At 69.7% G+C, this 26729-nt stretch carries 19 protein-coding genes and 1 pseudogene; 7 read left to right on the top strand and 13 right to left on the bottom strand.

Translation table 11 applies throughout. From position 1 onward, the window contains the following. Positions 1 to 18: 18 nt before the first annotated feature. Together ACFQ7F_RS03795 and ACFQ7F_RS03790 are read right to left on the bottom strand one after the other, a co-directional pair. Positions 19 to 1620, bottom strand: a complete 1602-nt coding sequence (locus ACFQ7F_RS03795; RefSeq protein WP_383265549.1) for an APC family permease — start codon at positions 1618 to 1620, stop codon at positions 19 to 21. Beyond that, positions 1617 to 3086 (bottom strand): aldehyde dehydrogenase family protein, encoded by a 1470-nt coding sequence (locus tag ACFQ7F_RS03790; RefSeq protein ID WP_383265546.1) that lies wholly within the window; start codon positions 3084 to 3086, stop codon positions 1617 to 1619. The genes ACFQ7F_RS03795 and ACFQ7F_RS03790 overlap by 4 nt, the downstream gene beginning before the upstream one ends. 170 nt (positions 3087 to 3256) lie before the next feature. On the opposite strand from ACFQ7F_RS03790, the gene ACFQ7F_RS03785 reads away from it, so the two are divergent. Then, positions 3257 to 4444 carry a methyltransferase gene (locus ACFQ7F_RS03785; RefSeq protein WP_383265544.1) on the top strand — a complete coding sequence of 396 codons (1188 nt, stop codon included), beginning with the start codon at positions 3257 to 3259 and terminating at the stop codon, positions 4442 to 4444. A gap of 36 nt (positions 4445 to 4480) precedes the next feature. On the opposite strand, the gene ACFQ7F_RS03780 is transcribed toward ACFQ7F_RS03785, so the two are convergent. After that, the gene (locus tag ACFQ7F_RS03780) at positions 4481 to 5311 is read right to left on the bottom strand and encodes an oxidoreductase (protein WP_383265542.1); all 831 of its coding nucleotides are present in this window, start codon (positions 5309 to 5311) and stop codon (positions 4481 to 4483) included. Between the two features lie 108 nt (positions 5312 to 5419). Here ACFQ7F_RS03780 and ACFQ7F_RS03775 point away from each other — a divergent pair, with 108 nt between their 5' ends. The 3 genes from ACFQ7F_RS03775 (at position 5420) to ACFQ7F_RS03765 (ending at position 8587) form a co-directional block, all read left to right on the top strand. Beyond that, positions 5420 to 6340 (top strand): LysR family transcriptional regulator, encoded by a 921-nt coding sequence (locus ACFQ7F_RS03775; RefSeq protein ID WP_383265539.1) that lies wholly within the window; start codon positions 5420 to 5422, stop codon positions 6338 to 6340. A gap of 133 nt (positions 6341 to 6473) precedes the next feature. After that, positions 6474 to 7535 (top strand): family 43 glycosylhydrolase, encoded by a 1062-nt coding sequence (locus ACFQ7F_RS03770; RefSeq protein WP_383265536.1) that lies wholly within the window; start codon positions 6474 to 6476, stop codon positions 7533 to 7535. A 5-nt stretch (positions 7536 to 7540) separates the two neighbouring features. Further along, entirely contained in the window at positions 7541 to 8587 is a 1047-nt protein-coding gene (locus tag ACFQ7F_RS03765; RefSeq protein WP_383265534.1) for a rhamnogalacturonan acetylesterase, read from the top strand. Positions 8588 to 8608: 21 nt separating this feature from the next. On the opposite strand, the gene ACFQ7F_RS03760 is transcribed toward ACFQ7F_RS03765, so the two are convergent. The 5 genes from ACFQ7F_RS03760 to ACFQ7F_RS03740 form a co-directional block, all read right to left on the bottom strand. Beyond that, a complete protein-coding gene (locus tag ACFQ7F_RS03760; protein ID WP_383265531.1) occupies positions 8609 to 9901 on the bottom strand; it encodes an FAD-binding protein in 1293 nt (430 codons plus the stop codon). A 92-nt stretch (positions 9902 to 9993) separates the two neighbouring features. Further along, the gene (locus ACFQ7F_RS03755) at positions 9994 to 11025 is read right to left on the bottom strand and encodes a LacI family DNA-binding transcriptional regulator (RefSeq protein WP_383265529.1); all 1032 of its coding nucleotides are present in this window, start codon (positions 11023 to 11025) and stop codon (positions 9994 to 9996) included. Next, a complete protein-coding gene (locus ACFQ7F_RS03750) occupies positions 11022 to 11936 on the bottom strand; it encodes a carbohydrate ABC transporter permease (RefSeq protein WP_383265525.1) in 915 nt (304 codons plus the stop codon). The genes ACFQ7F_RS03755 and ACFQ7F_RS03750 overlap by 4 nt, the downstream gene beginning before the upstream one ends. Beyond that, positions 11933 to 12877 carry a carbohydrate ABC transporter permease gene (locus tag ACFQ7F_RS03745; protein ID WP_383265523.1) on the bottom strand — a complete coding sequence of 315 codons (945 nt, stop codon included), beginning with the start codon at positions 12875 to 12877 and terminating at the stop codon, positions 11933 to 11935. The genes ACFQ7F_RS03750 and ACFQ7F_RS03745 overlap by 4 nt, the downstream gene beginning before the upstream one ends. After that, positions 12874 to 14193, bottom strand: coding sequence for an ABC transporter substrate-binding protein (locus ACFQ7F_RS03740; RefSeq protein ID WP_383265521.1), 1320 nt, complete (start codon positions 14191 to 14193; stop codon positions 12874 to 12876). Before ACFQ7F_RS03740 ends, ACFQ7F_RS03745 begins: the two co-directional genes overlap by 4 nt. 227 nt (positions 14194 to 14420) lie before the next feature. On the opposite strand from ACFQ7F_RS03740, the gene ACFQ7F_RS03735 reads away from it, so the two are divergent. Then, positions 14421 to 16442, top strand: coding sequence for a beta-galactosidase (locus tag ACFQ7F_RS03735; protein ID WP_383265518.1), 2022 nt, complete (start codon positions 14421 to 14423; stop codon positions 16440 to 16442). 169 nt (positions 16443 to 16611) lie between these two features. Then, entirely contained in the window at positions 16612 to 18090 is a 1479-nt protein-coding gene (locus tag ACFQ7F_RS03730) for a glycosyl hydrolase 53 family protein (RefSeq protein WP_383265702.1), read from the top strand. 31 nt (positions 18091 to 18121) lie between these two features. Here the strand turns inward: ACFQ7F_RS03730 and ACFQ7F_RS03725 are convergent. Further along, a pseudogene (locus ACFQ7F_RS03725) lies at positions 18122 to 19309 on the bottom strand (pyridoxal phosphate-dependent aminotransferase); the annotation flags it as partial. 114 nt (positions 19310 to 19423) lie between these two features. Then, a complete protein-coding gene (locus tag ACFQ7F_RS03720) occupies positions 19424 to 21364 on the bottom strand; it encodes a glycoside hydrolase family 127 protein (RefSeq protein ID WP_383265515.1) in 1941 nt (646 codons plus the stop codon). Between the two features lie 196 nt (positions 21365 to 21560). Between ACFQ7F_RS03720 and ACFQ7F_RS03715 the strand changes: the two genes are divergently transcribed. Beyond that, positions 21561 to 22217, top strand: coding sequence for a ThuA domain-containing protein (locus tag ACFQ7F_RS03715; protein ID WP_383265513.1), 657 nt, complete (start codon positions 21561 to 21563; stop codon positions 22215 to 22217). Between the two features lie 73 nt (positions 22218 to 22290). Here ACFQ7F_RS03715 and ACFQ7F_RS03710 read toward each other — a convergent pair whose 3' ends face one another. From ACFQ7F_RS03710 to ACFQ7F_RS03700, 3 genes are all read right to left on the bottom strand, one after another. Further along, the gene (locus tag ACFQ7F_RS03710; protein WP_383265511.1) at positions 22291 to 22788 is read right to left on the bottom strand and encodes a peptidylprolyl isomerase; all 498 of its coding nucleotides are present in this window, start codon (positions 22786 to 22788) and stop codon (positions 22291 to 22293) included. Positions 22789 to 22895: 107 nt separating this feature from the next. After that, the gene (locus ACFQ7F_RS03705; protein WP_383265508.1) at positions 22896 to 24062 is read right to left on the bottom strand and encodes a right-handed parallel beta-helix repeat-containing protein; all 1167 of its coding nucleotides are present in this window, start codon (positions 24060 to 24062) and stop codon (positions 22896 to 22898) included. A gap of 149 nt (positions 24063 to 24211) precedes the next feature. After that, entirely contained in the window at positions 24212 to 26695 is a 2484-nt protein-coding gene (locus ACFQ7F_RS03700) for an alpha-L-arabinofuranosidase C-terminal domain-containing protein (RefSeq protein ID WP_383265505.1), read from the bottom strand. Positions 26696 to 26729: the final 34 nt, after the last annotated feature.

Below are 26729 nucleotides of genomic sequence, written 5' to 3'. Positions count from 1 at the left end.
ACTCCAGGTCAGAGGGGTTCAGGGGGCGGCAGGGGGAGACGGCGGAGACGACGGGGGAGTCGTGGGGTCCTCGACCTCCTCGAAGCGGTGCTCGGCGAGCACGCCCGCCTTGTGCCGCTGCACGAACCAGTAGTAGGCGAAGCCGCCGCAGGCGACGATGCCGATGAAGAGGAACGCGCCCCAGCGCAGATACCAGTGCTGAGGTCCCGTCGCGTTGTAGACCTCGGCGCGGGGCCAGGCCAGGTTGAGGGACATGGCCGCGCCCCAGAGCACGGCGAGGATGTTGACCGGCAGGCCGAACCTGCCCAGCGAGAACCTGCCTTCGGCGGGCTCCCACTGGCCGCGCAGGCGCCGGATCAGCATGGGCGCGGTGACCATCAGGTAGGCCACGTAGATCATGATGATCGCGATGCTCGTGATCACGGAGAAGATCTGCGGCTGGTTGATGTTGATGACCAGGATGGCGACGCCGACGAGTCCGATGATGACCGCGGGAAGCACCGGCGTCTTGAAACGCGGGCTGACCTTGGCGAGCAGCGAGGACGCGGGCAGGCAGCCGTCACGGGCCATGGCGAACGCGAGACGGATACCGGCGGCCTGCACGGCGAGCTCGCAGACGGTGATGGCGATGACCACGCACCACAGCACGATCTCGCCGATCGTGTCGCCGAGCGTACTCAGGACCACGTACTGCAAGCCGTCCACGGACAGTTCCTTGGCGTGCAGATCCGGCACGGCCAGGAGCGCGAACAGCAGGATGAGCCCGCCGATGAGGAAGGAGAAGACGAGCGCCCGCAGGATCGCCCGCGGGGCGTTGCGGCTCGGGTCGAGGGACTCCTCGCCCAGTGAGGACGCGGTGTCGAAGCCGTACATCACGTACGCCGATGCCAGCGAGGCGGTCAGGAAGGCACCCAGGTAGCCGAGGTCCTGGCCCTTGCCCAGGCCGCCGGTCTCCGTGATGGCGCTGGGGCCGCGGGTGATGTTCGCGGCGAGGAGCACGATCAGGGCGACGGCCGCGATCAGCTCGATCAGCACGCCCGCGGAGTTGATCCGGGCCATCAGCTTGACGCCGAAGGCGTTGACCAGGGTGGTGAACAGGATCAGCACGGAACCGAGGAGCACGGCGTTCTTCGCCGCGTCGGTGTCACCGCTGCCGTCCCCGATGAACTGGAACACCTCGGAGATCTGCGGCAGCGTGATCTGGTAGGCGAGCGCGACCGCGGCCAGCGACACCATCGTGGCGGTCAGCATCATCCAGCCGCCGAGCCAGCCGACGTGCGGGCCGCCGAGCTGCTTGGCCCAGTTGTAGACGGACCCCGCGACCGGGAAGCGGGCGGCAAGCTCGCAGAAGCAGAGGGCCACCATCAGCTGGCCCAGGAAGACCATCGGCCACGACCACCAGTAGGCGGGGCCGCCGAAGCTGACGCCGAAGTAGAAGAGCTGGAAGGTGCCGGTCAGGATCGAGATGTAGCTGATCCCGGCGGCGAAGGTGTGGAAATTGCCCAGGGTGCGCTTGAGCTCGGGCCGGTAGCCGAGCTTGCCGAGCGCGGCGTCGTCGTCCTGGCCCTGCTGGTGGGCGGCATCGGCTGCCTCGGAGGCCTTGCCGGGATCCCTGCTCATTCGAACCACCTCTGTGGTGTCGCTGCGAGGTTGCGCCAGACGTGCTTGGCCTCCTGGTACTCGGCAAGTCCTGCCGGGCCCAGTTCGCGGCCGAAGCCGGACTGCTTCATGCCGCCCCACTCCGCCTGCGGCACGTAGGGGTGGAAGTCGTTGATCCAGACGGTTCCGGCGCGCATCTTGGCCGCCACGCGCTGGCCCTTGCCGGTGTCCTCGGTCCAGACGGCGCCCGCGAGCCCGTAGACGGTGTCGTTGGCGAGCGCGATCGCCTCGTCCTCGGTCCGGAACCGCTCGACGGTGAGGACCGGGCCGAACGACTCGTCGGTGACCACGGACATGCCCGGCGTGCACTCGTCGAGCACGGTGGGCGGGTAGTAGTAGCCGTCCTTCAGCGCCGGGTCGTCGGGGCGCGCGCCGCCGCAGCGAAGCACCGCGCCCTCGGCGATGCCGGCCGCCACGTACGCCTCGACCTTGTCGCGGTGCGCGGCCGAGATCAGCGGACCCGTGCGGGCGTTGTCGTCGAAGGGGCCGCCGAGCCGGATCCGCCGCGCGCGCTCGACCACTTCGTCGACGAACCTGTCGTGCAGTTGGTCCTCGACGAGGAGCCGCGCCCCCGCCGAACAGACCTGGCCCGAGTGCAGGAAGATCGCCATCAGGGCGTAGTCGACGGCTGTGTCGAAGTCGGCGTCGGCGAAGACGATGTTCGGGTTCTTGCCGCCGAGTTCCAGGGCGACCTTCTTCACCGTGGGGGCCGCGGCGGCCATGATGCGCCGCCCGGTGACGAGCCCGCCGGTGAACGACACCATGTCGACCCGGGGGTCCTCGCTGAGCGGCGCGCCCGCGGTGGGGCCGGCCCCGAGGATCAGGTTGGCAGCGCCGGCGGGCAGCCCGGCCTCGGTGAGCAGCCGCATCAGGATGATGCAGGTGTGCGGGGTCAGCTCGCTGGGCTTGAGCACGAAGGTGTTGCCCGCGCCGAGCGCCGGGGCGACCTTCCAGGCGGTCTGAAGCAGCGGATAGTTCCACGGAGTGATCAGAGAGCACACCCCGACCGGCTCGTGGACCACCCGGCTGTCCACCTCCGGGCTGCCCGCGTCGACGACGCGGTCGGTGCCGCCCGCCGCCGTCAGGTTGCCGAAGAAGCGGAAACAGTTCGCGATGTCGTCCATGTCGTACTCGCTCTCCACGAGCCGCTTCCCGGTGTCCAGGGATTCGGCGCGGGCGAGTGCGTCCTTGTCGCGTTCGAGGAGGTCGGCCACGCGCAACAGCAGGCGGCCGCGTTCGGCCGCGGGGGTGCCGGGCCACGGTCCGCGGTCGAAGGCCTCACGCGCGGCGGCGATCGCCGCGGCCGCGTCCTTCGGCCCGGCTTCGTCGACGGTCGCGACCAGGGTGTTGTCCGCGGGGCAGCGGATCTCCCGTACCTGCCCGTCCTGGGCGGTGGTCCATGTTCCGCCGATGAACAGCTCCGGCATGACGGCTCCTCGAGGGTGGAATGCGCGGGTGCTCCACGAAAGGACGCTAAGGAGAGCGGGCGTCGCTCGCACCGCAAGAGCCGCTATTCGGCGCATTCACCCCCGTCCACCCCGTGGGATCAGGCGCCGCGAAGATCGTCCGCCCAGTACTCCGTTAGCCTGAGGGCACGATGAACCAGCTGAGCACGTCATGGGGCGCGTACGACCTCACACGATTCCCCGAGGACCCCCGCGACCCGCTGCGCGCCTGGTCCGCCGCCGACGCCTACCTGCTGCGGCATCTCGCGGGCGAGACGGACGAGAAGGACAAGACGGAGGAGGGGGCGAAGCCCGTCGACCTCTCCGGGTCCGTGGCCGTCGTCGGCGACCGCTGGGGCGCGCTGACCACCGCGCTCGCCGAACACGGGCCGACGCTGATCACCGACTCGTTCCTCGCGCGGGAGGCGACGCGGGCCAACGTGGCACGCGCCGGGTTCGCGCCGGACGCGGTGCGACTCTCGACGACCATCGACGCTCCGCCGAGCCGGATCGACGTACTCCTGGTCCGGGTGCCGAAGAGCCTCGCGCTCCTCGAGGACCAGCTGCACCGGCTCGCGCCCGCCGTGCACGCGGGCACGGTCGTCGTCGGCACCGGAATGGTCACCGAGATCCACACCTCGACGCTCGACCTGTTCGAGCGGATCATCGGCCCTACGCGGACGTCGCTGGCCAAGCAGAAGGCGCGGCTCATCTTCAGCACGCCGGATCCGCAGCGCGACGCGGGACCCAGCCCCTGGCCGCGCAGCTATGTTCTCGACTCCGACTCCGGGGCGGGCGCCGGTCTGACCGCCGTCAACCACGCGGGCGTGTTCTGCGCGGAGCGCCTCGACATCGGCACCCGCTTCCTCCTGCAGCACCTGCCGACCGGCAAGGGAGCCGCGCACATCGTGGACCTGGGCTGCGGCAACGGCGTGCTCGGCACGGCCGCCGTCGTCGCCAACCCCGAGGCCACGGTCACCTTCATCGACGAGTCGTACCCCGCCGTCGCCTCGGCACAGGCGACCTTCCGCGCGAACGCCGCCGACTCGACGCGGGCGGAGTTCATCGCGGGCGACGCGCTGGCCACCGTCCCCGCAGGGACGGCTGACCTCGTCCTGAACAACCCGCCCTTCCACACCCACCAGGCGACGTCCGGCGCGACCGCCTGGCGGATGTTCAGCGGAGCGCGCGCCGCGCTGCGCCCCGGCGGTGAGCTGTGGGTCGTCGGAAACCGCCATCTCGACTACCACGTGAAGCTGCGGAAGCTCTTCGGTAACTCCCAAGTCGTCGCGGGCAACCCCAAGTTCGTGCTCCTGCGGGCGGTCAAGCGCGACCGCTGACGCCGCCTGTCCCGAGGTGACACCTCAGGCGTCATCTCAGGCGTCGAAGGCGGTCGCCCGTGTCACCTTCTCCCATGCGGCGATCTCCGTGCGGACCGCGTCGAGGTGACCGATGACCGCGTCCACGGAGTCGTCACCCAGCGGCAGACGCAGCGGAGTGTCGTCGGCGTCGAGCGCGGTGATGATCGCGGCGGCGGCCTTCGCCGGGTCGCCGGGCTGCTCCCCGTCGCCGCCCCCGACCATCGTGCGGGTGGCGCCCGCCGTCGACGCGTAGTCCGCGATCTCGACGGGGCTCGCGCTGGTGTTCCCGAACAGGTTGGTGCGGAAGGCGCCGGGCTCCACGACCAGGACCTTGATGCCGAGCGGCCCCACCTCCTGGGCCAGCGCCTCCGACATCCCCTCAAGGGCGAACTTCGTTCCGCTGTACGCCGAGAAACCCGCGAACGACATCTGCCCGCCCATGCTGCTCATCTGCACGATCGCTCCCGAGCGCCGCGCCCGCATGTGCGGGAGGACGGCGCGGGTCAGCGCGGCAGGGCCGAAGACGTGCACATCGAACAGGGCACGCAGCTCGGCGTCCGAGTCCTCCTCCAGGGCTCCGACGTGGCTGCGGCCCGCGTTGTTCACCAGCACGTCGATGCGGCCGTGCCGGTCGATGACGTCGTTCACGGCGGCTTCTATGCCGGCCGTGTCGGTCACGTCCAGGGTCAGGGCCTCGACCTGGCCGGGGTGGGCGGCGACAAGGTCGTCCAGGGACGAGGCCTTGCGTGCGGTGGCGACGACCACGCCGCCCGCTGCGACGGCCGCCTCGGTGAACGCCCGGCCGAAGCCGCTGTTCGCGCCGGTCACGAGCCATACCTTCGTCATCATGAACTCCCTTTGGGTGGCGGCCGGTTCATCCGTTCCCGGCTACGTGGATCATCCTGCTGCCGAATCGAGTGGCCCGTCCAAGACTTGACGTGATAGCTGATGGTTATGGACGTACACGTCAGGGACGTACACAGCAGGGATCTCCGCTACTTCGTCGCGGTGGCGCGGGAGTTGCACTTCACGCGGGCCGCCGAGCGGCTCTTCGTCTCGCAGCCCGCGCTGAGCAAGCAGATACGGGCGCTGGAACGGCAGCTGGGCGCGGAGCTGTTCGTGCGGGATCAACGTGGCGTGCGGCTCACCTCCGTGGGGGCAGCTCTCCTGCCGCACGCCCAACGCGTGCTCGAGAGCTGGCAGTCCGGCGCGGAAGCGGTGGAGCGCGCGAAGGCCGATGAGCGGGCCACGCTCTTCGTGGGCATGAGTACGAGACCGGCCCGTGGCGGGCTCCTCCCCGCGGTGCGGTCCCGCTTCAGCGAGGTTCATCCGGCCGCAACCATCCAGCTGCGGCAGGTCAGTTGGCAGGACGCGAGCGCGGGCCTCGCCGACGGTACGGCGGACGTGGCCTTCATCTGGCTGCCGCTTCCCGACCTGGAGCGCTACGAGTGGGTGGTGGTCGCCGAGGAGCCGCGTCATGTCGCCCTGCCCGATACGCACCGCCTCGCGGACCTGGACGAGGTCGACTTCGCCGATCTGACCGACGAACCCTTCCTCGCGCTGCCCGAGGGCGCGGGCGCGCTACGTGACTACTGGCTGGCCCTGGACGCCCGCGCGGGCCGCCCGCCCCGCATCGGCGCGGAGATCGCCAGTACCGACGAGACGTACGAGGCGCTGGTGGACGGCCGTGGCGTGTGCCTGGTGGCCGCGGGCAACGCACCCCTGATCACCCTCGGCGGCGTAGTCACGCGCCCGGTCCGCGGCATCACGCCGAGCCGGTTCGCCCTGGCCTGGCGCGCGGGCGACGACCGCCGCCCGCTGGTGAGCGCGTACATCAAAGCGTGCGGGGAGGCGCTGGGGCGGGCGGAGCGGTAGCCCGCGGGCGTATCTCGTCGTAGCGCGGCACATCTCGTCGCAACCGTTGACCTTGCCCCAACACCCCCTTACCGTTTCGGCGTTCGGAGTATCAAATGCTGTTCGAAATGACGAACAAATACTGGGGAGCCGCATGAGCCGCAGTGAAGTGCCCAGCCGTAGAACCGTGTTGCGAGGAACACTGGCCGTCGGCGCTCTCGCCGCCGCGCCGACCCTCGCCCAGGCGCCCGCCCACGCCGCGCCCCGGGCCGCCGCCTACCGCAACCCGCTCGTCGAGCAGCGCGCCGACCCGCACATCGGCCGCCACACCGACGGCCACTACTACTTCACCGCGACCGCCCCCGAGTACGACCGCATCATCCTGCGCCGCTCCCGCACCCTGCGGGGCCTGACGGGGGCGGAGGAATCCGTCATCTGGCGGCGGCACACGAGCGGTGACATGGGATCGCACATCTGGGCGCCGGAACTCCACCACATCAACGGCAAGTGGTACATCTACTTCGCCGCGGCCCCCGCCGACGACGTGTGGAAGATCCGCATCTGGGTCCTGGAGAACACCAACGCCAACCCGCTCAAGGGCAGTTGGACGGAGAAGGGGCAGCTCACCACGGCCTGGGACACCTTCTCGCTCGACGCCACCACCTTCACCCACCGGGGCAGCCGCTACCTTGCCTGGGCGCAGTACGAACCCGGCATGGACAACAACACCGGTGTCTTCCTGTCGCGGATGGCGAACCCCTGGACCCTGACCGGGCCTCAGATACGCCTGACCACACCCGAGTACGACTGGGAGTGCGTCGGCTTCAAGGTGAACGAGGGGCCGTCCGTCATCCAGCGGGGCGGCCGTGTCTTCCTCTCGTACTCGGCTTCCGCGACCGACTTCAACTACTGCATGGGGCTGCTCACCGCCGACGCCCGCAGCGACCTCATCGACCCGGCATCCTGGTCCAAGTCGCCGACGCCCGTCTTCACCAGTAACGACACGACCAAGCAGTACGGCCCGGGCCACAACTGCTTCACCGTCGCCGAGGACGGCCGCACCGACGTCCTCGTCTACCACGCCCGCCAGTACAAGGACATCGTCGGCGACCCGCTCAACGACCCCAACCGCCACACCCGCATCCAGAAGCTCGGCTGGAAGGCGGACGGCACACCCGATTTCGGTGTGCCCGTCGCCGATGCCGCCGGAGCGTGAGAGGGATGGCAGCCACTGTGCGAAGACGCGCGGCCGCCGCCCTGCTGACAGCGGTCGCCGCCGTCGCCGCCACCACTGCCTTGCAGGCTCCAGCCCTGGCGGCCCCGGCCCCCGGCCCCGCCGACTGCACCACCACCGCCCCGGTGACCTGCCATTTCGACGTCGCCCCTGGAACGTACGACGTGACGGTCGAACTGGGCGGTGAGGCCGCCGCGAGCACACGGCTCACCGCCGAGACACGCCGCACCGTCCTGGCCGAGACGGCGACCGATGCGGGCGAGCGGCTGCGCCGCAGCTTCACCGTCGACGTGCGCACCCCTGAGGGCGAGCCCCTCGGCCCGGACGGGAGTCCGGGGCTCGATGTGTACGTCGGCGGCTCGGCGCCCGCCCTCGCCGGTATCCGCGTCACGCCCGCCCGGCATGCGCGGCAGATCCTGCTGGCCGGTGACTCCACCGTCTGCGACCAGCCGGGTGAGCCCTACTCCGGCTGGGGCCAGCAGTTGCCGCAGTACCTCGGCAGGGGAGTGTCCGTCGCCAACTACGCTGATTCCGGGGAGAGTACGGTCACCTACCTCGCGAATCCCGGCCTCTTCCCGAACGTCCGCACGCGGATCCACCGGGGCGACCTGGTCCTCGTCCAGCTCGCCCACAACGACAAGCAGACCGACGGGCCCACCTACCGGGCGAACATCGAAGCCCTGGTGGACGGCGTCCGCGCCGCCGGTGGGAAGCCGGTCCTCGTGACGCCGATCGTGCGCCGCTGGTTCAACGCCGACGGCACGCTCGACAACGACACCGCGCTCCTGGTCAACGGCCTGGGCGTCAACCACCCCGAGGTCATCCGGTCGGTCGCCGCCGACCGTGACGTGCCGCTCATCGACCTGACGGCCAAGACCAAGCAGCTCGTGGAATCCCTGGGCGTCGAGGACTCCAAGGCGCTGTACCTCTACGACGAGAAGCGCGACAACACCCACACCTCCACCCGCGGCGCGACGCTCTACGCGGGTCTGGTCCGCGACGGACTGCGGGCGCTGCACCTGCTGGGGCCGTGAGCAGTCACGGCACCGCGCGGATCACCGGAGGAAGGGACTCAGGAAAGAGCGGACGAAGGCGTTCTGGAACGTGCCCCGCGGGTCCAGGCGCCGGGCCAGGGCCGCGAAGTCGGCGGCATGCGGATAGCGGGCGCCGAGCGCGGCGGGCTCGGCGCCGAACACCTTGCCCCAGTGCGGCCGGGGTGCGAACGGCGCAAGGCGCTCCTCGACGAGCGCGACCACCGGGAGCACGGTCGCCGCATCCGGCACCCACGTGAAGTGGAACGCCACGGTGTCCCGGCCGTGGGCGGGGCTCAGCCACTGGGCGTCGGCGGCGACGGTACGCACCTCGCAGACCTGGAGGACGGGCGCCACCTCGTCCCTGAGGGCGTCCAGGGCGTGCAGCGCGGCGAGGGCGTGCTCGCGCGGCAGCAGATACTCCGACTGGAGCTCGGCCCCGCTGCTCGGCGTGAACTCCGCCCGGAAATGGGGGAGACGCTCGTGCCACGACCCCGGAACGCCCAGCTGCTCGGTGCAGTTGACCGCAGGCATGCCCGGCACCGGATGCCGGGGCTCGTCCACGGGCGCCGCCCAGGGAAAACCGACGGCTGCATCGCCGCGCTGCTTGAGCCACACCTGGTTGAAGCGCGGCCCGCGCCAGTCCGTGAACAGACTCACGCTGTACGCCGCCGACGTCACCGCATCGAAGTCGAGCTCCGTCAGGGTGAGTTCGCCGAACACGTGCTGGCTCACCGTGTAGAGCGGCTCCAGGTCGAGGGTGAGGGCGATGACCACGCCGAGCGCGCCGAGCGAGACCACGGCGCCGTCGAAACCGTCGTCGCCACGGCTCAGTACGCAGGTCTCCCCGTCGGCGGTCACCAGCTCCACCGAGCGCACGACCTCCGCGAGGGACTGGTTGCCGTTGCCCGAGCCGTGCGTTCCGGTGGCGACCGATCCGGCCACCGAGATGTGCGGCAGCGAGGCCATGTTGGGCAGGGCGAGCCCGTACGAGGCGACGTGCCGCGCGAGTTCGGCGTACCGCACGCCGCCTGCCACGCGTACCGTGCGCGCCGTGGTGTCCACGTCGATGGAAGGATCGAGGGCGGCGAGCGACACCAGGGCGGTGTCCGCCGCGTCGCCGTCCACGTCGGCGATCCGGTTGAAGGAGTGGCCGCTGCCGAGCACCCGCACCTGGCGGCTGCCCGCGACGAGAGAGCGCAGGGCGTCCTGCGACGCGGGCCGGTGCAGCTCACGGGCCGAGAAGGTGATGTTCCCCGCCCAGTTGGTCACGGCGTTCACGGCACCGTCCCGGCCCGCGGTCACAGAGTCAGTCATGTTCGGGTCCCTCCCTCATGGCCGCGGAGAGGAAGCCATCGCAAGCCCTCCCCGCTGCCTCGTCCTTGTACGTCAGGCCGGGTCTTTGTACGTCAGGCCGATCCGCGGATCACGAGCTCCGTCGGAAGAATCACCGCGGCCGGGTCCTCGCCGCCTATCTGGGCGAGCAGCACCCGCACCATCTCGGCGCTGATGCGGTCCCAGGGCTGGCGGACCGTGGTCAGTTCGGGGCGGGCGGTCAGGGCGGCGGGCGAGTCGTCGAAGCCGCCGACCGCGATGTCCTCGGGGATGCGGCGGTCCGCGCGGTGGAGGGCGGTCAGGACGCCCTGTGCCATGAGGTCCGATGCCACGAACACGGCGTCCAGGTCCGGTGCTTGGGCGAGAAGCCGGGTCGCGGCGGCCTCACCGCCCGCCCGGCTGTAGTCGCCGGACGCGATGAGCCGCTCGTCGACCGCGATGCCCTCCTCGGCAAGGACCTCCCGGTAGCCCGCGAGCCGTTCCACACCGCCGGGGGTGTCGAGCGGCCCGGTCACCGTGCCGATGCGGCGACGCCCGAGGGAGAGGAGATGGCGCACCATGTCGCGGGCGCCGTCCCGGTCGTCCGCGGCGACATAGCTCATTTTGGAGGCCTGGCCGATCGGCTTCCCGCACGCCACCAGGGGGACCCCGGCCTCCCGCAGCTCGTCCGCGACGGGGTCGCCGGAGTGGCTTGAGACCAGGAGCACCCCGTCGACGTGGCCCGCGGTGATGTAGCGCATGATGCGGCGCCGCTCGTCCGGGGTGCCCGCCAGCATCAGGAGCAGCGGGATGTCGTGGGCGGCGAGGGCCTGCGTGCAACCCCGCAGCAGCACATTGAAGTTGGGGTCCTCGAAGAAGCGCTCCTGCGGTTCGGTGAGAAGGAAGCCCACCGAGTCGGAGCGGCCGGTGATCAGCGAGCGGGCGTGCCGGTTGACGACGTAACCGGTCTTGCGGATGGCCGCGTTCACGGCCTCCTCGGAGGAAGGGCTCACATAGTGTCCGCCGTTCAGGACGCGGGACACCGTGCCGCGCGAGACGCCGGCCTCGCGGGCCACGTCGTGGATCGTCGGCGGCCTGCGCCTGCCCCCCGTTGCGTTCATGGTCACGACTTTACGGCTCCGGACAGCAGGTCGAGGCTCCAGAAGCGCTGGATGACCAGGAAGAGGGCGATGAGCGGTACGACGGCAAGGAGCGCGCCGGTGATCACGAGGGTGTAGAGCGCGGGGGTGTTGGAGCCCTGCTCCAGGAGCGTGAACAGACCCAGCGTGATGGGGAACTTCTCGTCGTCGCTGAGCATGATGTAGGGGAGCAGGAAGTTGTTCCACACCGCCACGAACTGGAACAGGAACACCGTCACCAGACCGGGCACCATCATCGGCAGGGCGATCCGCGTGAAGATCCGCCACTCGCTCGCCCCGTCCATCCGCCCCGCCTCGACGACATCGCCCGGCACGGCCGCGGCGGCGTAGATCCGGGCGAGGTACACGCCGTAGGGGGAGAGGACAAGGGGCATGAGGACCGATGCGTACGAATCGGTGAGATCGGCTTTCGCGAGCAGTAGGTACTGCGGCACGGCCAGGATCACCGGTGGCATCAGGACGCCCGCCATGAGGATGTTGAAGACGGTCTCGCGGCCGCGGAAGCGGTAGATCGCGAGGGCGTAGCCACTGATGGCGGAGACGGCTGTGGAGAGGAGCGCGCCGAGACCGGCGTAGAGGGCGGAATTGCCCATCCACCGCCAGTAGACGCCGTCGCGGTAGGCCGACAGGTCCGTGACGTTGTCGGCGAAGCCGCTGCCGGGCCAGAACGTGAACGTCGAGAACAGTTCGCTGCCCGACTTGGTGGAGGCGATCACCACCCAGAGCACGGGCAGCAGGCAGTACAGGGCGCCGAGTGCGAGCACGGCGGTCGGAAACACGGCGATCCGGCGGGGTGGCGGTGGGCCCTGTGCGGTACCGGGAGTGGTGCCCGCGGCGGGCGGGGCCTTGCGGACGGCGAGAGAGCTCGGCGAACTCATCGGGTCGCCTCCTTCTTGGTGCGGGAGTTCGCGACGCGCAGGAACCCGAAGGACAGGACGAGCGTGGCGACGGCGATGATCACGGCGGTGGCGGCAGCCGAGTTGATGTCCCCCTTGCCGAAGGCGTCCTGGTACACCTTCATCAGCGGACTCCAGGTGGTGGAGACGGAGTTGGTGAGCGGCTTGAGGGTGGTGGGCTCACTGAACACCTGGAGCGTCGCGATGATGGAGAAGAAGAAGGTGAGCACCAGTGAGGGCGCCACCATCGGGATCTTGATCCGCAGCGCGATCTGCAGCTGTGAGCAGCCGTCCAGCTTCGCCGCCTCATGGACCTCGGCAGGGATGGCACGCAGCGAGGTGTAGATGACGATCATGTTGAAGCCGGTGCCGCCCCAGACCGCGATGTTGGAGAGCGCGAGATAGAGCGGGCCGCCGTCGAGCAGGTCGGGCTGCGGCAGGCCCAGTTTGTCGAGGACGAAGAAGAAGGGGCTGACGTCCTGGAGGTAGAGGAACCCCCACAGGAGCGCGGCGATGACCCCGGGCACGGCGTACGGCAGGAAGATCGCGAGGCGCGTGAACGGGGTGAGGCGCACCCGCTCGGTGTCCAGGAGCAGCGCGAAGAGCAGGGCGAGGCCGAGCATCACCGGGATGACGATGGCGCCGTAGCCGAGGACGCGCAGCGCGCCGTGCAGGAGTTCGGAGTCGGTGAGCGCGTCGGTATAGTTGCCGATCCCGGCCCACACCTCGTGCCGGGCGTCCTTGCCCAGGCCGAGGCCCTCCACCTCGACCTTGTGGAGGCTGAGCCAGAGCGCGTAGCCGATGGGCAGCGCGAAGAAGAGCGCGAACAGCAGGGTGGCAGGGAGCAGGAACGCGTACGGGGCGCTCTTGACCCCGTACTTGTCCCCGTACGAGGCGCGGCGGCGCGGGCGTGCGGATGTCACGGCGCGACTCCGAAGCCCTGCTTCTTCAGGTCGGCCACGGTGGTGTCCTGCATGGTGTCCAGGGCGCCGCCGAAGTCGGACTTGTTCTTGGCGGCCGAGCCGAAGGCGTCCTTGAACGAGGTGTACGCGACATTCACGTTCGGACCCCAGGCACCGGGCGCGGCGGTCTTCGCGATCTCGGCGGCCTGCGGGTAGAAGTCCTTCTGACCGGCGAAGAAGGCCGGGGGCTCGGTGAACGCGCCGCTGGTCTGGGCCGCGGTGGCGGCGGGGTAGATGCCGCCTTCCTTCGCGAGCGCGTCCAGAGCCTTGGGGTCGGTGTTCAGCCAGGCGGCGAACTTGGCTGCGGCGCCCTTGTGGTCGCTGTCGGTGGTGACGGCGGTCGAGGACCCGCCCCAGCTGCCGGTGGTGTTCTCGCCCTTCGACCACTGCGGCAGCGGCGCCATGGCCCACTTGCCCTTGGTGTCGGGGGCGGCGGTGGTGAGGGTGCCGGGCGCCCACACGGCGCTCACCCAGGCGATCTGCTTGCCGGTGTTGAGCGCCTTGTTCCAGGCGGGGGTGTACATCGGCTGGTTGTCGATGGCGCCCTCCTTGACGAGGCCGCCCCAGAAGTCGGCGACCTTCCGCGTGGCGCCGTCGTCGATGCCGACCTTCCACTTCTCGCCCTTGGTGGTCCACCACTTGGCGCCGGCCTGCTGGGCGAGGCCCGCGAAGAGCCCGGAGTCGTTCGCGGAGAAGGTGGTGAGATCCTTGTCCGGGGCCTTCTTCTTCAGCGCGCGGGCGGTCTCGGCGAACTCCTCCCACGTGGCGGGCGCCTTGAGGTCGTACTTCTTGAAGAGGTCCGCGCGGTAGTAGAACATCATCGGCCCCGAGTCCTGCGGCACCGCGTACACCGCGTCCGAGCCGAGCGTCGTCTGCTGCCAGACGCCCTCGGGGAACTCGCCCTTCACCTTGCCCACTTCACCGGATATGTCGGCGAGCGCGTCGTTACTGACCAGGGTCGGCAGCGCCTGGTACTCGGCCTGCACCAGGTCGGGGGCCTTCTTGGCCTTGTGGGCGGTGAGGATCTTGGTGACGAGGGTGTCTCCGGACGCCTGCTTCTTGACCGTGACCTTGATCTGTTCCTTCTTGCCGGGGCCCTTGTTCCACAGATCGACGACCTTGTCCATGCCGGGTGTCCAGGACCAGTACGTCAGGGAGGCGGGGCCCGACTCCGCCTGGTCCTCGTCGTCCGACGAGCCGCAGGCGGTGAGGGCCGCGGCGCCGAGGGCCAGGGCGAGCGAAGTGGCGTAGAAGCGGCGGTGCTTCGTGAACGGCATGGATGGTCTCCCCTTACCGGGTGGCTGTGCCGACTGCGTCGAGCGGCTTGCCACGCATCTGTGAGCGTTCACAGTAGAGAAACATCCAGGACACTTGTCAATGGTTGTTGCTGTGCGGTTATGTTGAACTCGGAACCGCGAAAGTGTGTGTGCACGTTCCCATTTGATGTTCCCCACTGATGTTTCCAGCTGACGTTTCCAGCTGACCGATGACTCGGGAGAGATCCATGCCGGAGAACACCCCCACGGGCCTGACCGGGCTCGCCTTCGGTGGGGACTACAACCCCGAGCAGTGGCCGGAATCCGTCTGGCGCGAAGACGTGGCGCTGATGCGCGAGGCCGGCGTCACGATGGTGAGCGTCGGGATCTTCTCCTGGGCCCTGCTGGAACCCACCCCGGGCGTCCACGAGTTCGACTGGCTCGACCGGATCCTGGACCTCCTGCACGAGAACGGCGTCCGCGCCGACCTCGGCACCCCGACGGTCGCGCCGCCCGCCTGGTTCTACCGCGCGCACCCCGATGCCCTGCCCGTCACCGCCGAAGGCGTCCGCTACGAATTCGGCTCACGCGGCGCCATCTGCCACAGCAACGCCGCCTACCGCGAGGCGTCCTCCCACATCACCGAGCAGCTCGCCCGCCGGTACGCCGAGCACCCGGCGCTCGCGATGTGGCACGTCCACAACGAGTTCGGGGTGCCGGTCTCCGCCTGCTACTGCCCGTCCTGCGCCGTCCACTTCCGGGGCTGGCTCCGGTCGGCGTACGGGAGCGTGGAAGCGGTCAACGAGGCGTGGGGCACGACCTTCTGGGGCCAGCGCTACGGCTCCTTCGAGGAGATCGAGCCGCCGCGTGCCACCCCCACCGTGGGCAACCCTGCCCAGGCCCTCGACTACCGCAGGTTCGCCGACGCGACCCTGCGCGAGAATTTCGTGCGAGAACGCGACATCCTGCACCGCCTGGCCCCCGGCGCCCCCGTCACCACCAACTTCATGACCGCGCTCAGCCAGTGCGATTCCCTGGACTACTGGGCCTGGGGCCGCGAGGTCGACCTCGTCACCAACGACCACTATCTGATCACCGACGGCCGCCGCACCCACGTCAACCTCGCCATGTCCGCCGACCTCACCCGCTCCGTCGGGGGCGGCTCCCCTTGGCTGCTCCTTGAGCACTCCACGTCCGGCGTCAACTGGCAGCCCCGCAACCCCGCGAAGGCGCCGGGGCAGATGGCCCGCAACTCCCTTGCCCACGTCGCCCGCGGCTCCGAAGGCGCCATGTTCTTCCAGTGGCGGCAGTCGCGGCGCGGCGCGGAGAAGTTCCACTCGGCGATGCTGCCGCACGCCGGGACGGACTCGCGGGTGTGGCGCGAGGTCGTCGAACTAGGCGCATCAGTGGGAGAGTTGGCGACGCTGAAGGGTACGCGGACCGTCGCCGACGTGGCGATGCTGTGGGACTGGCACTCCTGGTGGGCGCAGTCCCTCCAGTGGCGGCCCAGCGAGGACCACGACGCACGGGAGCGTGCCGACACGTTCTACGAGGCCCTCTACGACCGCCACCTCACCGTCGACTTCGCCCACCCGGAGGCCGATCTGTCGGCGTATCCCCTGGTCGTCGTGCCCGCGCTGTATCTGGCGACGGAGGCCGCCGCGCTCAACCTCAAGAACTACGTGGCGCAGGGCGGCACCCTCCTCGTCTCCTACTTCTCCGGCATCGTCGACGAGCACGACGCCGTGCACCCCGGACCCTGCCCCGGCGCCCTGCGCGACGTGCTCGGCCTGACCGTCGAGGAGTTCTCACCGCTGCTCGACGGCCGGTCGGTGCGCATCACCGGCCCCGACGGCGCCGAACTCACCGGGGACGTATGGACCGAGTTCGTCGTGGAGCGCGGCGCCGAGACCGTGTGGACGTACGCGGACGGCCTGGCCGCGGGGCGCCCCGCCGTCACCAGGAACCGACTCGGCGAGGGCACCGCCTGGTACGTCTCCACGCGCCTGACCGCCCGCGATCTCGACACCCTGCTCGCCGCCGCCTGCACCGACGCGGGCGTCGCCGAGCGGCCCGAACTCCCGCGTGACGTCGAGGTGGTGACCCGCCATGGCGACACCGGCACCTACGTCTTCGCCATCAACCACTCCGAGTCCGACGCCAAGGTGCCGCTCGACGCCCACGGCACCGAACTCCTCACCGGCGAGCGCGCCGCGGGCCGCCTCGCGGTGCCCGCGGGCGCGGTGCGGGTCGTACGCCTCGACGGCTGACCCCGCCCCGCTCCCGCCCCTGCCCCGCTTACTCCCCCCGTACTGCCAAGTCGAAGGGACATCGACGATGCACGGAAACGGAACACCCAGGCCACCTGAGCCAGGCAGCCGCAACTCACCCGCCACCCGCAGAGCCGTCCTGGTGGCAGCGCTCGGCGGCGCCGCCGTCATGGCCCTGCCCGCCCGGCCGGCGAGCGCCGCGGCCACCCTCGCGAACGGGGGATTCGAGAGCGGCACCACCGGCTGGAGCACCTACGGCACCGCCGCCGCCTCCTTCGCGGAGGCGGGTGGCCGCACCGGCGGCCGACGTCTGTCGCACTGGTCGGCGTCGGCGTACAAGGTGGAGACCTACCAGTACCTCACCGGCCTCACCGACGGCACGTACACGCTCACCGCCTGGGTACGCTCCAGCGGCGGGCAGAACTCGGCCTACCTCGCGCTCAAGAGCGGCTCCGCCGAACAGCGCACCGACCTGCCGCCCACCCCGAACGGCGCGTGGATCCGCCTCGTCACCTCCGTCACGGTGACCGGCAACGCGTGCACCGTCCGGCTGTACTCCGACGCGAACGCGGGGAACTGGGCGAACTTCGACGACATCACCCTCACGCCCGGCTCAACCGGCCTGTCCATCAAGGGCGCTGACGTCTCCTCACTCAAGAAGAGCGAGGACTTCGGCGGCGTCTACCGCACCGGCTCCGGCGCCACGGCCGACGCCCTCGCCGTGCTCAAGTCCGCCGGGATGAACTACGCCCGCCTTCGCGTGTGGGTCGACCCGGCCGACGGTTACTGCGACAAGGCCCGCGTCCTCGCCGTGGCCAAGCGCGTCAAGGCGCGGGGCATGAAGCTCCTCGTCGACTTCCACTACTCCGACACCTGGACCGACCCGGGCGCCCAGACGATCCCGTCGGCCTGGTCGGGCCACTCCTACGCCCAGTTGAAGACCGACGTCCACGACCACACGTACGACGTCCTGAACGCGCTCAAGGCGCAGGGCACCACCGCCGACATGGTGCAGATCGGCAACGAGCTCAACGGGGGCATGCTGTGGCCCACAGGATCGACCTCGAACTGGGCACAGCTGGCCGGTCTCCTGACGGCGGGGGCCACGGCAGCCAAGGCCGTCTCGTCGAGCACCCTTGTCGCCCTCCACCTCGCCAACGGCGGCGACAACGCCCTGTACCGCACGTGGTTCGACAACGCGGTCTCCCGCAAGGTGCCCTTCGACGTGATCGGCCTCTCCTTCTACGGCTACTGGCACGGGGCGCTCTCCGACCTCCAGGCCAACATGGACGATCTCGCGGCGCGCTACGCGAAGCCGCTCTACGTCGCCGAGACGGCCTACCCCTTCCGCCTGGACAGCGACGACGACTGGGAGGACGTCATCGACAAGTCCGAGGAACTCGTCGGCGGCTACCCCGCTACCGAGGCGGGCCAGGCGGCCTGGTTCCGCGACATCCAGAGCGTCGTCGAGGCGGTCCCGTCCCGCCGTGGCCTTGGCGTCTTCTGGTGGGACGCCACCTGGACCGCCGTCGAGGGCAACGGCTGGGATCCGACGGACCCCTCGACGGGCAACGCCTGGGAGAACCAGGCGCTCTTCGACTACGACGGCATGCCGACCGAGGCCATGAGCGGCTTCGCGCACCGATGACTGGGGCCGCTCGCACAGCTCAGGCCCGCATCACCAGACGGTCCACCGCGGGGTTCCCCGTGCCGCCGTAAGGGACCGGCAGGAGTCCGGCTGGCCCGGTCGCGTACAGCGCCTGTTCGAGACCGCTCACCAGGTGCTGTACGTCGAGCGGCGGCCGGACCACCAGACGCAGGAAACGGCTGGAGCTGCCGATCTTGTTGCCGCATTCGCGGACCAGGATGCCGTGCTCCGTGAGGAGCCGATCGCGCAGGACCGCTCCGTCGACGCCGTCGGGAAGGCGCACGTACACGAAGTTGCCCTGCGAGGGATAGCTGGTGAGTCCCGGAAGCCGGCCGAGATGCCAGATCATCTCCTGGCGGTCGCGGCGCACCTGACGCAGGCTCAGGTCGTAGGCGGGGCGGTGCTGCTTGAGCATGAACACCACCGTTTCCGCGAAGGAGTTGATGTTCCACTTCGGCAGCGCGGCGCGCACTCTGCCCGCCAGGCCGGGATTGGCGACGAGATAGCCGAAGCGCACGCCGTGCAGGCCGAAGTTCTTGCCGAGACTGCGCAGCACGATGACATTGGGCCGCAGCACCGCCTCGTCGGCGACGCTCGACTCCGCTCCCGCGTCGGCGAACTCGAGGAACGACTCGTCGACGACGACCAGGTCGAGATCCTGCAGCGCGTCGAGCAGCGCGAGCACGGAGCGGCGCGGAAGCATGCCTCCGTCCGGGTTGTTGGGGTTGCAGATGACCGCTGTACGAGAGCCACGGGCGCGTACGAAGTCGACGTAGGCCAGGGGATCGAGCGCGAAGCCGTCGGCCTCCGGAAGCAGGAACATGTCCACGCGCTTGCCGGTTTCCATCGACTGATCGGTCCACCGCCCGAACGTCGGCACGGGCACTGCGAGAGCGTCGCGCACCAGCAAGTGATCGATCCAGGTGATGAGTTCGGTCGACCCGTTGCCCATCACGACGGTCTGCGGATTGAGCCCGAGCACGGCGCTGAGCTCGGCCGCGATGGTGTCCGCGCCGCTCGGGTAGTACGTGAGGATGTCCCGCAGCCGGCCGCTGAGCTCCTCGTACATCTCGGGCGTCGGGAAGTACGGATTGCACGGGATGCAGAAGTCGACGAGCGGCTGTCCGCTGTCCGCCGCCGCCCTGTTCAGCGCGGAGTACGAGGGGGTGTGCGCGGTCGACGCGCGAAAGAGAGCGGTGACGTTGCCCGCGTCTGCCATGGGAGGCCTCCGGGTGGGGGAGGTGGTGGTGTCTGCCGTACATACGTACGCGGGCGCGGGCATGCTCAACCACTGGGGCGCGAGGGGGGATTGGCGCGAGGGGGGGGGATTGAGTCAGCTCCCCGGAATCCAGACCCGCATGGCCCCGTCCCGCCGGTTCGCCCACGCGTAGTACGGAACCGCCGTCAGACGGGTCTGGTGCCCGTCCGAGCGGCGGAGGCCGGTCGTGGTGACGACCGTGACGCCGCCCAGGAGGTCCGGGCGGTGCTCGGCGACGGTGCGTGCCGTCGGCACGAGGGTCACCTCGTCGAGGCGCAGGCCCGCCTCCTGGTCGACGCTCTCCAGGCAGTACACGAGCGGCCCGCGCTCCACGGCCAGGCAGCCCCTGACCGCGTCCATCCGGGGGTTCGGCTCGGTGAGCCGTACGTCCAGGGCGAGGTCGAGGACGACGCGCTCGCCGGGCAGCCAGCGGCGGCGGATCCGAAGCCAGCCCCACCCCGTGTCGGTGCGGTCCTGTTGGTCCGGTGCGGCCACCGTGAACTCGGCGCACCAGGAGGGGATGCGCAGCGACAGGGTCCAGTCACGGTCCGCGGGCGCCGCGTCGACGGTGATCGTGACGCGGCCCTTCCAGGGATAGTCCGTCTCCACCGTGACCGCCCCGCCCTCGGCGGCGTCCGTAGCGTCCGTGGCGTACGTGGCGTACGTGCCTGTCGCATACTGATGCAGTTGCAGACCGTCAGCGTCGCCGCTCACCACGTAGTGGGGGAGAGAGGCCAGCAGGCGCATCACGTTCGGCGGGCAGCAGGCGCAGCGGAACCAGGGTGTGCGGCGGGCCGTCCGGTCGCCGGGAAGCGGTTCGTGGTCGTCGCGCACCTGGAGCGGGTTGACGTACAGCCAGCGGTCGCCGTCCAGAGCGACGCCGGACAGGAAGCCGTTGTAGAGGGTGCGCTCGACGAGGTCGGAGTAGCGCGTCTCGCCGGTGAGCAGCGCCATCCGCCAGGACCACTGCACGGAGGCGATGGCCGCGCAGGTCTCCGCGTACGCACGGTCGGGCGGCAGCTCGAAGGGGTCACCGAACGCCTCGCCCTCGTGGCGTGCTCCGACTCCGCCGGTGAGGTAGGTCTTGGTGGTGGCCATGGCGTGCCAGAGCCGTTCGAGGGCCTCGCGCAGGGGCACGTCGCCGGTCTCCATGGCCAGGTCGGTGGCCCCGGCCAGGAGGTACAGCTGACGTACGGCGTGCCCGGTGACGGTGGGCGCCTCACGTACGGGGAGGTGGTCCTGCCAGTACGCCGGACCCGGATCATGGTCCTGGTCGCGCTCGGCGCCCTGCGAGAGCAGTCCGTGGCCGCGCCGGTCGGTGAAGTAACCGGCCAGATCGAGGAAACGCCGCTCGCCGGTCTCGCGGTACAGCTCCACCAGGGCGGTCTCGATCTCCGGGTGCCCGCAGATCCCGTCGGTCTTCTTGTCGGTCGTTGTCTCCGTCGTCGTGTCCGTTCCGAAGACGGAGTCGATGTGCGTGGCGAACCGCACGGCCACGTCCAGGAGTTCGCGGCGGCCCGTGGCCCGGTGGTGTGCCACGCCCGCCTGGATCAGATGTCCCGCGCAGTACAGCTCGTGGCCCCAGTCGAGGTCGCTCCAGCGCCGCTCGGGGTGGGCGACCTGGTAGTACGTCTGGAGGTAGCCGTCGGGTTCCTGGGCGGCGGCGACGAGTGACGTCAGCCGTTCCACTTCCGTGCTGAGCCCGCCCTTGCCGGGGTCGTCGGCCAGCTGCCAGGAAGCGGCCTCCAGCCACTTGTGGACATCGGAGTCCTGGAACGGGAAATCCCCGGTGAAGGCTCCCGCGCTCCCGGCCGCCGCACGGAGGTTGTCCAGGTTCCCCGCCTGTTCGAGGCGCTCGGGTCCCTGCGGGATGCTCACCGAGGCGTTGGTGTGCCGCCTGGCGGCCCAGAAGCCGCCCGTGATGCGCGCCGCGGTCGCCGGGCGCAGGGCGGTGTGAGTGTGCGCACGCAGGCGTATCGGTCCCAGGGGCGCGGGCGGGGGCGTGAGATCGGGCATGTGTGCCATTCCTCTGTGCCATGTTCGTTCGACATCTGGAACATCGTTCGGCGACCTGCTGCTGCCGTCGACGCTACCGTGGGCCGCCCGGCGCGGGGGCGCAGTCGGCCGCATCCAGGGCCCGCATCTGGGGCGGGGCTTCGCATCAAGGCAGCCGCCCGCAGATCCCCGGCACCGGCTTCTACGATCAGGGGCCATGAGCCCCCGCCTGCTGATCTACAGCCGAACGACCGCCTACCGGCACGCGTCGATCCCCGCCGCGGTCGCCGCCCTGCGCGAGCTCGCCGCCGGGAGCGGATGCTCCGCCGACGCGACCGAGGATCCGGCCGCCTTCGAGCAGGACCTGTCCGGCTACGCGGCGGTCGTCTTCCTCTCCACCAGCGGCGACGTTCTCAACCCCACCGGACGGGCGGCGCTGCGCGCACACCGGTCGGCGGGCGGCGGCTTCATGGGCGTCCACGCCGCCGCCTGCACCGAGTACGACTGGCCGTACTACGGCGAACTCCTCGGCGCGCGCTTCGACCGCCATCCCGCCTGTCAGCCCGGCCGCCTGACCGTCGAGGATCACGCGCATCCCGCCACCGCACACCTCCCGGCCACCTGGGATCTCACCGACGAGTGGTACGACTTCCGCGCCTCGCCCCGGGGTGCGGTGCGGGTCCTGGCATCCGCCGACGAGTCCTCGTACGAAGGAGGCGGGATGGGCGACGACCACCCTCTGGTGTGGTGCCACGAACACGGCGGCGGCCCGATGTTCTACACGGCGCTCGGCCACGCCGATGAGGCCTACGCGGACAAGGATTTCCGCGCCCACCTGCTCGGCGGCCTGCGGTATGTGACCGGACTCGGCTGAAGCGGTGGACCGGACATGGGTGAGCCCCCGCCTCAGGAGACGGGGGCTCATGCCAGGTCCTGCGTGCGAGGTCCTAGAGGGTGCCGGAGGCGGCGATGGCGATCTCGGCCTTGGTGGCGCCGGACTGCGAGCCGAAGCTCTCGATCTTCTTGACGAGGGCCAGGCTGTCCTCGTCCGCGACCTCACCGAAGACCACGTGCTTGCCGTCGAGCCAGGTCGTGGCGATCGTGGTGATGAAGAACTGCGAGCCGTTGGTGTTGGGGCCCGCGTTGGCCATCGACAGCTGGCCGGGCTTGGTGTGCTTGAGCGTGAAGTTCTCGTCGGCGAACTTCTCGCCGTAGATGCTCTTGCCGCCCGTGCCGTTGCCGGCGGTGAAGTCGCCGCCCTGGAGCATGAAGTCCGGAATGACGCGGTGGAACTTCGAGCCGGCGTAACCGAAGCCCTTCTCGCCGGTGGCGAGCGCGCGGAAGTTCTCCGCGGTCTTCGGCACGACGTCGTCGAAGAGGTTGAACGTGATGCGGCCTTCGGGCTTGCCGTCGATGGTGATGTCGAAATAAGCCTTGATTGTCATGGTCCTCATCCTGTCATTGCCCTGTCCCCGCCCGCCAACCGAACCCCCCGATGTGTCTTCCATGAGCCTGCCGCAACCATGGTGACCAGGCATGATGCCGTTGGCAGTCAGTCCATGGTCGAGCCGATGTCGGTGCTGCCCGTCGTCAGAAACGTCGTCGCGGGCAGGGCGCCGCTCGCCTGGCGGGCGCCGTACACCGTGGTGGCGTCCTTGGACCGGAAGGCGGGGGTCGCGACTCCGCTGTCCCAGTTGTTGCCGGCCGAGACCGCGGCGGAGCCGAGTTTCGCCAGGCCCGTGCCGTTCGCGGCGGCGAGGTTGCGGGCCAGGCGGCCCTTGCCCGTCGCGAAGTAGAAACCGGACTCCTTGTTGGCGTACGCGGTGTTGCGGTTGAGGTTGATCGCGCCGGGATTGGAGTTCTCGGTGAAGCCGTGGAGCGTGTTGTCCCAGGCCGCGTTGTTGTTCACCAGGTGTGCGGCGCTCGCACCGCCGCCGCCCAGCTTGAACCCGTTGCCGTTGCCCTCCCAGGCGGAGTCGTTCCACCGGTTCTTTCCGTTGCCGAACGCCCAGGAGTGCTCGACGGTGACGGGCGATGCGTACTGCCACAGGTCCACGCCGTCGTCCGCGTTGTTGAACAGGCGGGCCCCGGTGATCTTGTTTCCGGTGCCCGAGCCGAACTTCACGGCGAGGCCGTCGGCATTCTGGCCGTGTGTGGCGGCGTCGTAGTTGCCGTGGCTGTCGAGGTTCTGCACCAGGTTGCCGGTCGTGCCGTCGCCGCGCAGGGTGAAACCGGAGTCGCCGTTGTCGGCAGTGACCATGTTCTTGAAGATGCCGCCGACGGACGAGGTGACGACGAAGCCCTGGGCGGGGGAGTTCTGGAAGGTCAGATTCTGCACCGTCCAGTGATCGCCGTAGATTCCGGCGAGCCAGGAGCCCGCGGCGAGCTTCGAACCGTCGATCTTCACCTTCTCGGTGCCGTACGCGGTGAGGGTGATCCGCGCGGATGCGCTGCCGTCCGCCGTCGACTTGAGGGTCTTGGCCGGGTAGTACGTGCCGCCCCGCACCTGGATCGTGGTCCCCGCCGACGCGTTCGCCACCGCGGATTCGAGCGCCGCGGAGGTCGACACGACCACGGTGCTGCTCGTGGCGTCCGCGGCGTCCGCGTCCTCCGGGGCCAGACCCAGATAGACGCCTCCCGCGCCCGCCGCCGCGGCGACGGCGGCGGCGACGACGGTGATCGTGCGGGTCCTTCGGTGGCGTCCGGTGCTGCTGCTCACAGCAGACGTTCCTCTCCTAGGGGGCGTGGTGCGGCGGCGGCCCGGGAACCCCATGCCCTCCGGGCGGCCGCCACCCCCTTGTCCCCGCCGCGCGCCGGAAAGGTTGCCGCGCGGAGGGATCTTTCTCGGTCAGCAAGCTGATCAAGCGGTCAGTCGGTCTTGATCCTCATGAAGGTGATCGAGTTCGCCGGGAAGGTGTACGAGAAGGAGTCGGACACGCCCTTGAACGTCGAGGTCACCGGTTTGACCGGCGTCGCGTCCTTCGTGTTCTCCGCGGCCGGGTCGGCGGCGAGCGTGGTCACCTTCGCGTTCCGCTCGACCCGCGCGCCCGAGCCGATGCCGACCTTGGTGCGGGCATCGGAGCCCTGTGCGTTGACGACCTTGACGATGAGGTCACCGGTGGCCTTGTCCCGGGTGACGACCTGGCGGAACGGCTCGGCGGGCTTGTCGTCGGTGAAGGAGCCCCACTTCTTGCCGTCGAGGAAGAGCGTCACCTGGCGGCCGTGCACCTCCACGCGCAGGTCGTAGCTGCGGCCCGTCTCGATGGTCGTCGTGTCCTGGACCATGGTCTGCTTCGCCCCGGCGACGGACTTCTCGACGGCCGACTGGGTATTGTTCCAGCCGCCCAGGTTCCACCAGTAGTGGTTGCCGGAATCCTTCACCCCGAAGGCGACCATGAAGCCCTCCTTGCCGGACTTCTTGGTGGCCTTCACGTTCAGGTCGTAGTTCTGCCAGCTCTTGTCGCCCGCCGTGACCAGGGTGTTTTCGGCGGCCTCGTCGGACTGCACGTACGCGCCGTCCTGGACGGCCCAGGTGCCCTTGTCCGCCGCCTTGCTCCACCGGCCGTCACCGCCGGAGAAGTCGTCGGACAGGAGCGTCTTGCCGTCCTCGCCGGTGACCTTCACGTCGTCGTACGCGGCGCTGGTCGCCCAGGTGGACAGGCCGACGGCGCCGGTGATGGGGCCGGACGTGGCGGGGGTGCCGGATGCCGTGGACGGCACGACCTCGTCGCCGACGTTGCGCATGAAGAGCTTCTGCGTCTCGTAGTTGGCCGAGCCCCATGACTGGTCGTTGTCGTACCAGATCATGTTCGGCTTCCACTGCACGTAGTCCTCGTTGGCGAGCAGCGGGGCGTAAGAGGCGAGCTTGACGACATCGGCGTTGCGCTCGATGCCGGTCATGAAGGCGGCCTCGGACAGGGCGTTGGAGAACGTGTTGCCCTGCGACGCGTACTCGCCGAGGAAGACCTTCGGGCCCTTGCGGTCGTAGGAGTCGTAGCGGTCGTTGTTCTCCAGGAACCACTGCGGGCTGTTGTAGTAGTGCTCGTCGACCATGGCGACGTCCGCGTCACGATTGAGCTGCCAGGCCTTGTCGAAGGTCGAACCGCTGTCGTCGGGGCCGGAGTTGGAGATCACGGTGATGTCCGGGTACTTCGCCTCGATGGCCGCCCGGAACTCCTTGAAGCGGGCGAAGAACTCCTCGGGGAGGTTCTCCTCGTTGCCGACTTCGAGGTGGGTGAGGTGGAAGGGCTTGGGATGGCCCATCGCCGCCCGCTTCTTGCCCCACTCGCTCGTCGCAGGACCGTTGGCGAACTCGATGAGGTCAAGGGTGTCCTGGATGTGCCGCTTGAGCAGCGCCGGATCGTCGGTGGCCTTGTTCTGGCCGCAGCCGGTCACCAGGGCGGGCACGACGGGCAGCGGCATGGCGCCGGTGTCCTCGGCGAACTGGAAGTACTCGTAGTAGCCGAGACCGTAACTCTGGTTGTAACCCCAGAAATTGGCATTGGTGGCGCGCTCCTCCACCGGCCCGATGGTGTCCTTCCACTGGTAGGAGCGCTTGCGCTGCCAGCCGGACTGCTCGTCGTACGCCTCGTGGGAGCCGGTGTTGACCAGGCAGCCGCCGGGGAAGCGCAGGAAGCCGGGCTTCAGGTCGGCGATCTTCTGGGCGAGGTCCTTGCGCAGGCCGTTCGCGCGGCCCTTGTAGGTGTCGCGGGGGAAGAGGGAGACCTCGTCGAGCGCGACGGGGGCGCCCGACGCGACCGTGAGCCGGCCGGTCGTGGAGGTGCGCCCGGCTGTGAACGAGGCCTTGTACTTCGCCCAGCCGCCGCGCGCAATGACGCGGCGGGCCGGGGCAAGCTCGCCGGAGGCGTCGCGCAGGCTGAGGGTCAGCGGCGCCCTCTGGGCCCCGCCGGTACGGGCCCAGACCGAGAAGTCGTAGCGCTTGCCCTTGGCGAGCGCGAGGCCGGTGTTGTAGCCGGTGTTGGTGACGGACGAACCGCCGCCCAGCGAGAGGTAGTTGCGGTTGCGGGCGTTCAGGCGGCCGTCGTCGTTCAGCACCTCGGCGGAACCAGACGTGTCCCACGAAGTCAGCGGCTTGTAGGAGGCGTTGTCGGCGGTGGAGTACTCGAAGGAGCGGTTCTGGACGAGTTCGGCGTAGAGGCCGCCGTCCGCCGCGCGGTTGATGTCCTCGTAGAAGACGCCGTACATCGAGTCGTCGATCTTTGCGCCGGTGCGGGCCGGGTCGACGTCGATCGTGTAGTCGGTGGGTTCGGCCGCGGCGGTGGGTCCCGCGGCGAGCGTTCCGGCGAGCAGGGCTCCCAGGGTGAGCCCGAGCCTCCATCGTCTGCGTGCCATGCGTACCCCAGTCTTCGTGCGATATTTCGAACGC

It is taken from the genome of Streptomyces sp. NPDC056486, from assembly GCF_042795295.1.
In the GTDB taxonomy this organism is placed as follows: Bacteria; Actinomycetota; Actinomycetes; order Streptomycetales; family Streptomycetaceae; genus Streptomyces.
This window is presented reverse-complemented; position numbering and strand designations above follow the sequence as displayed.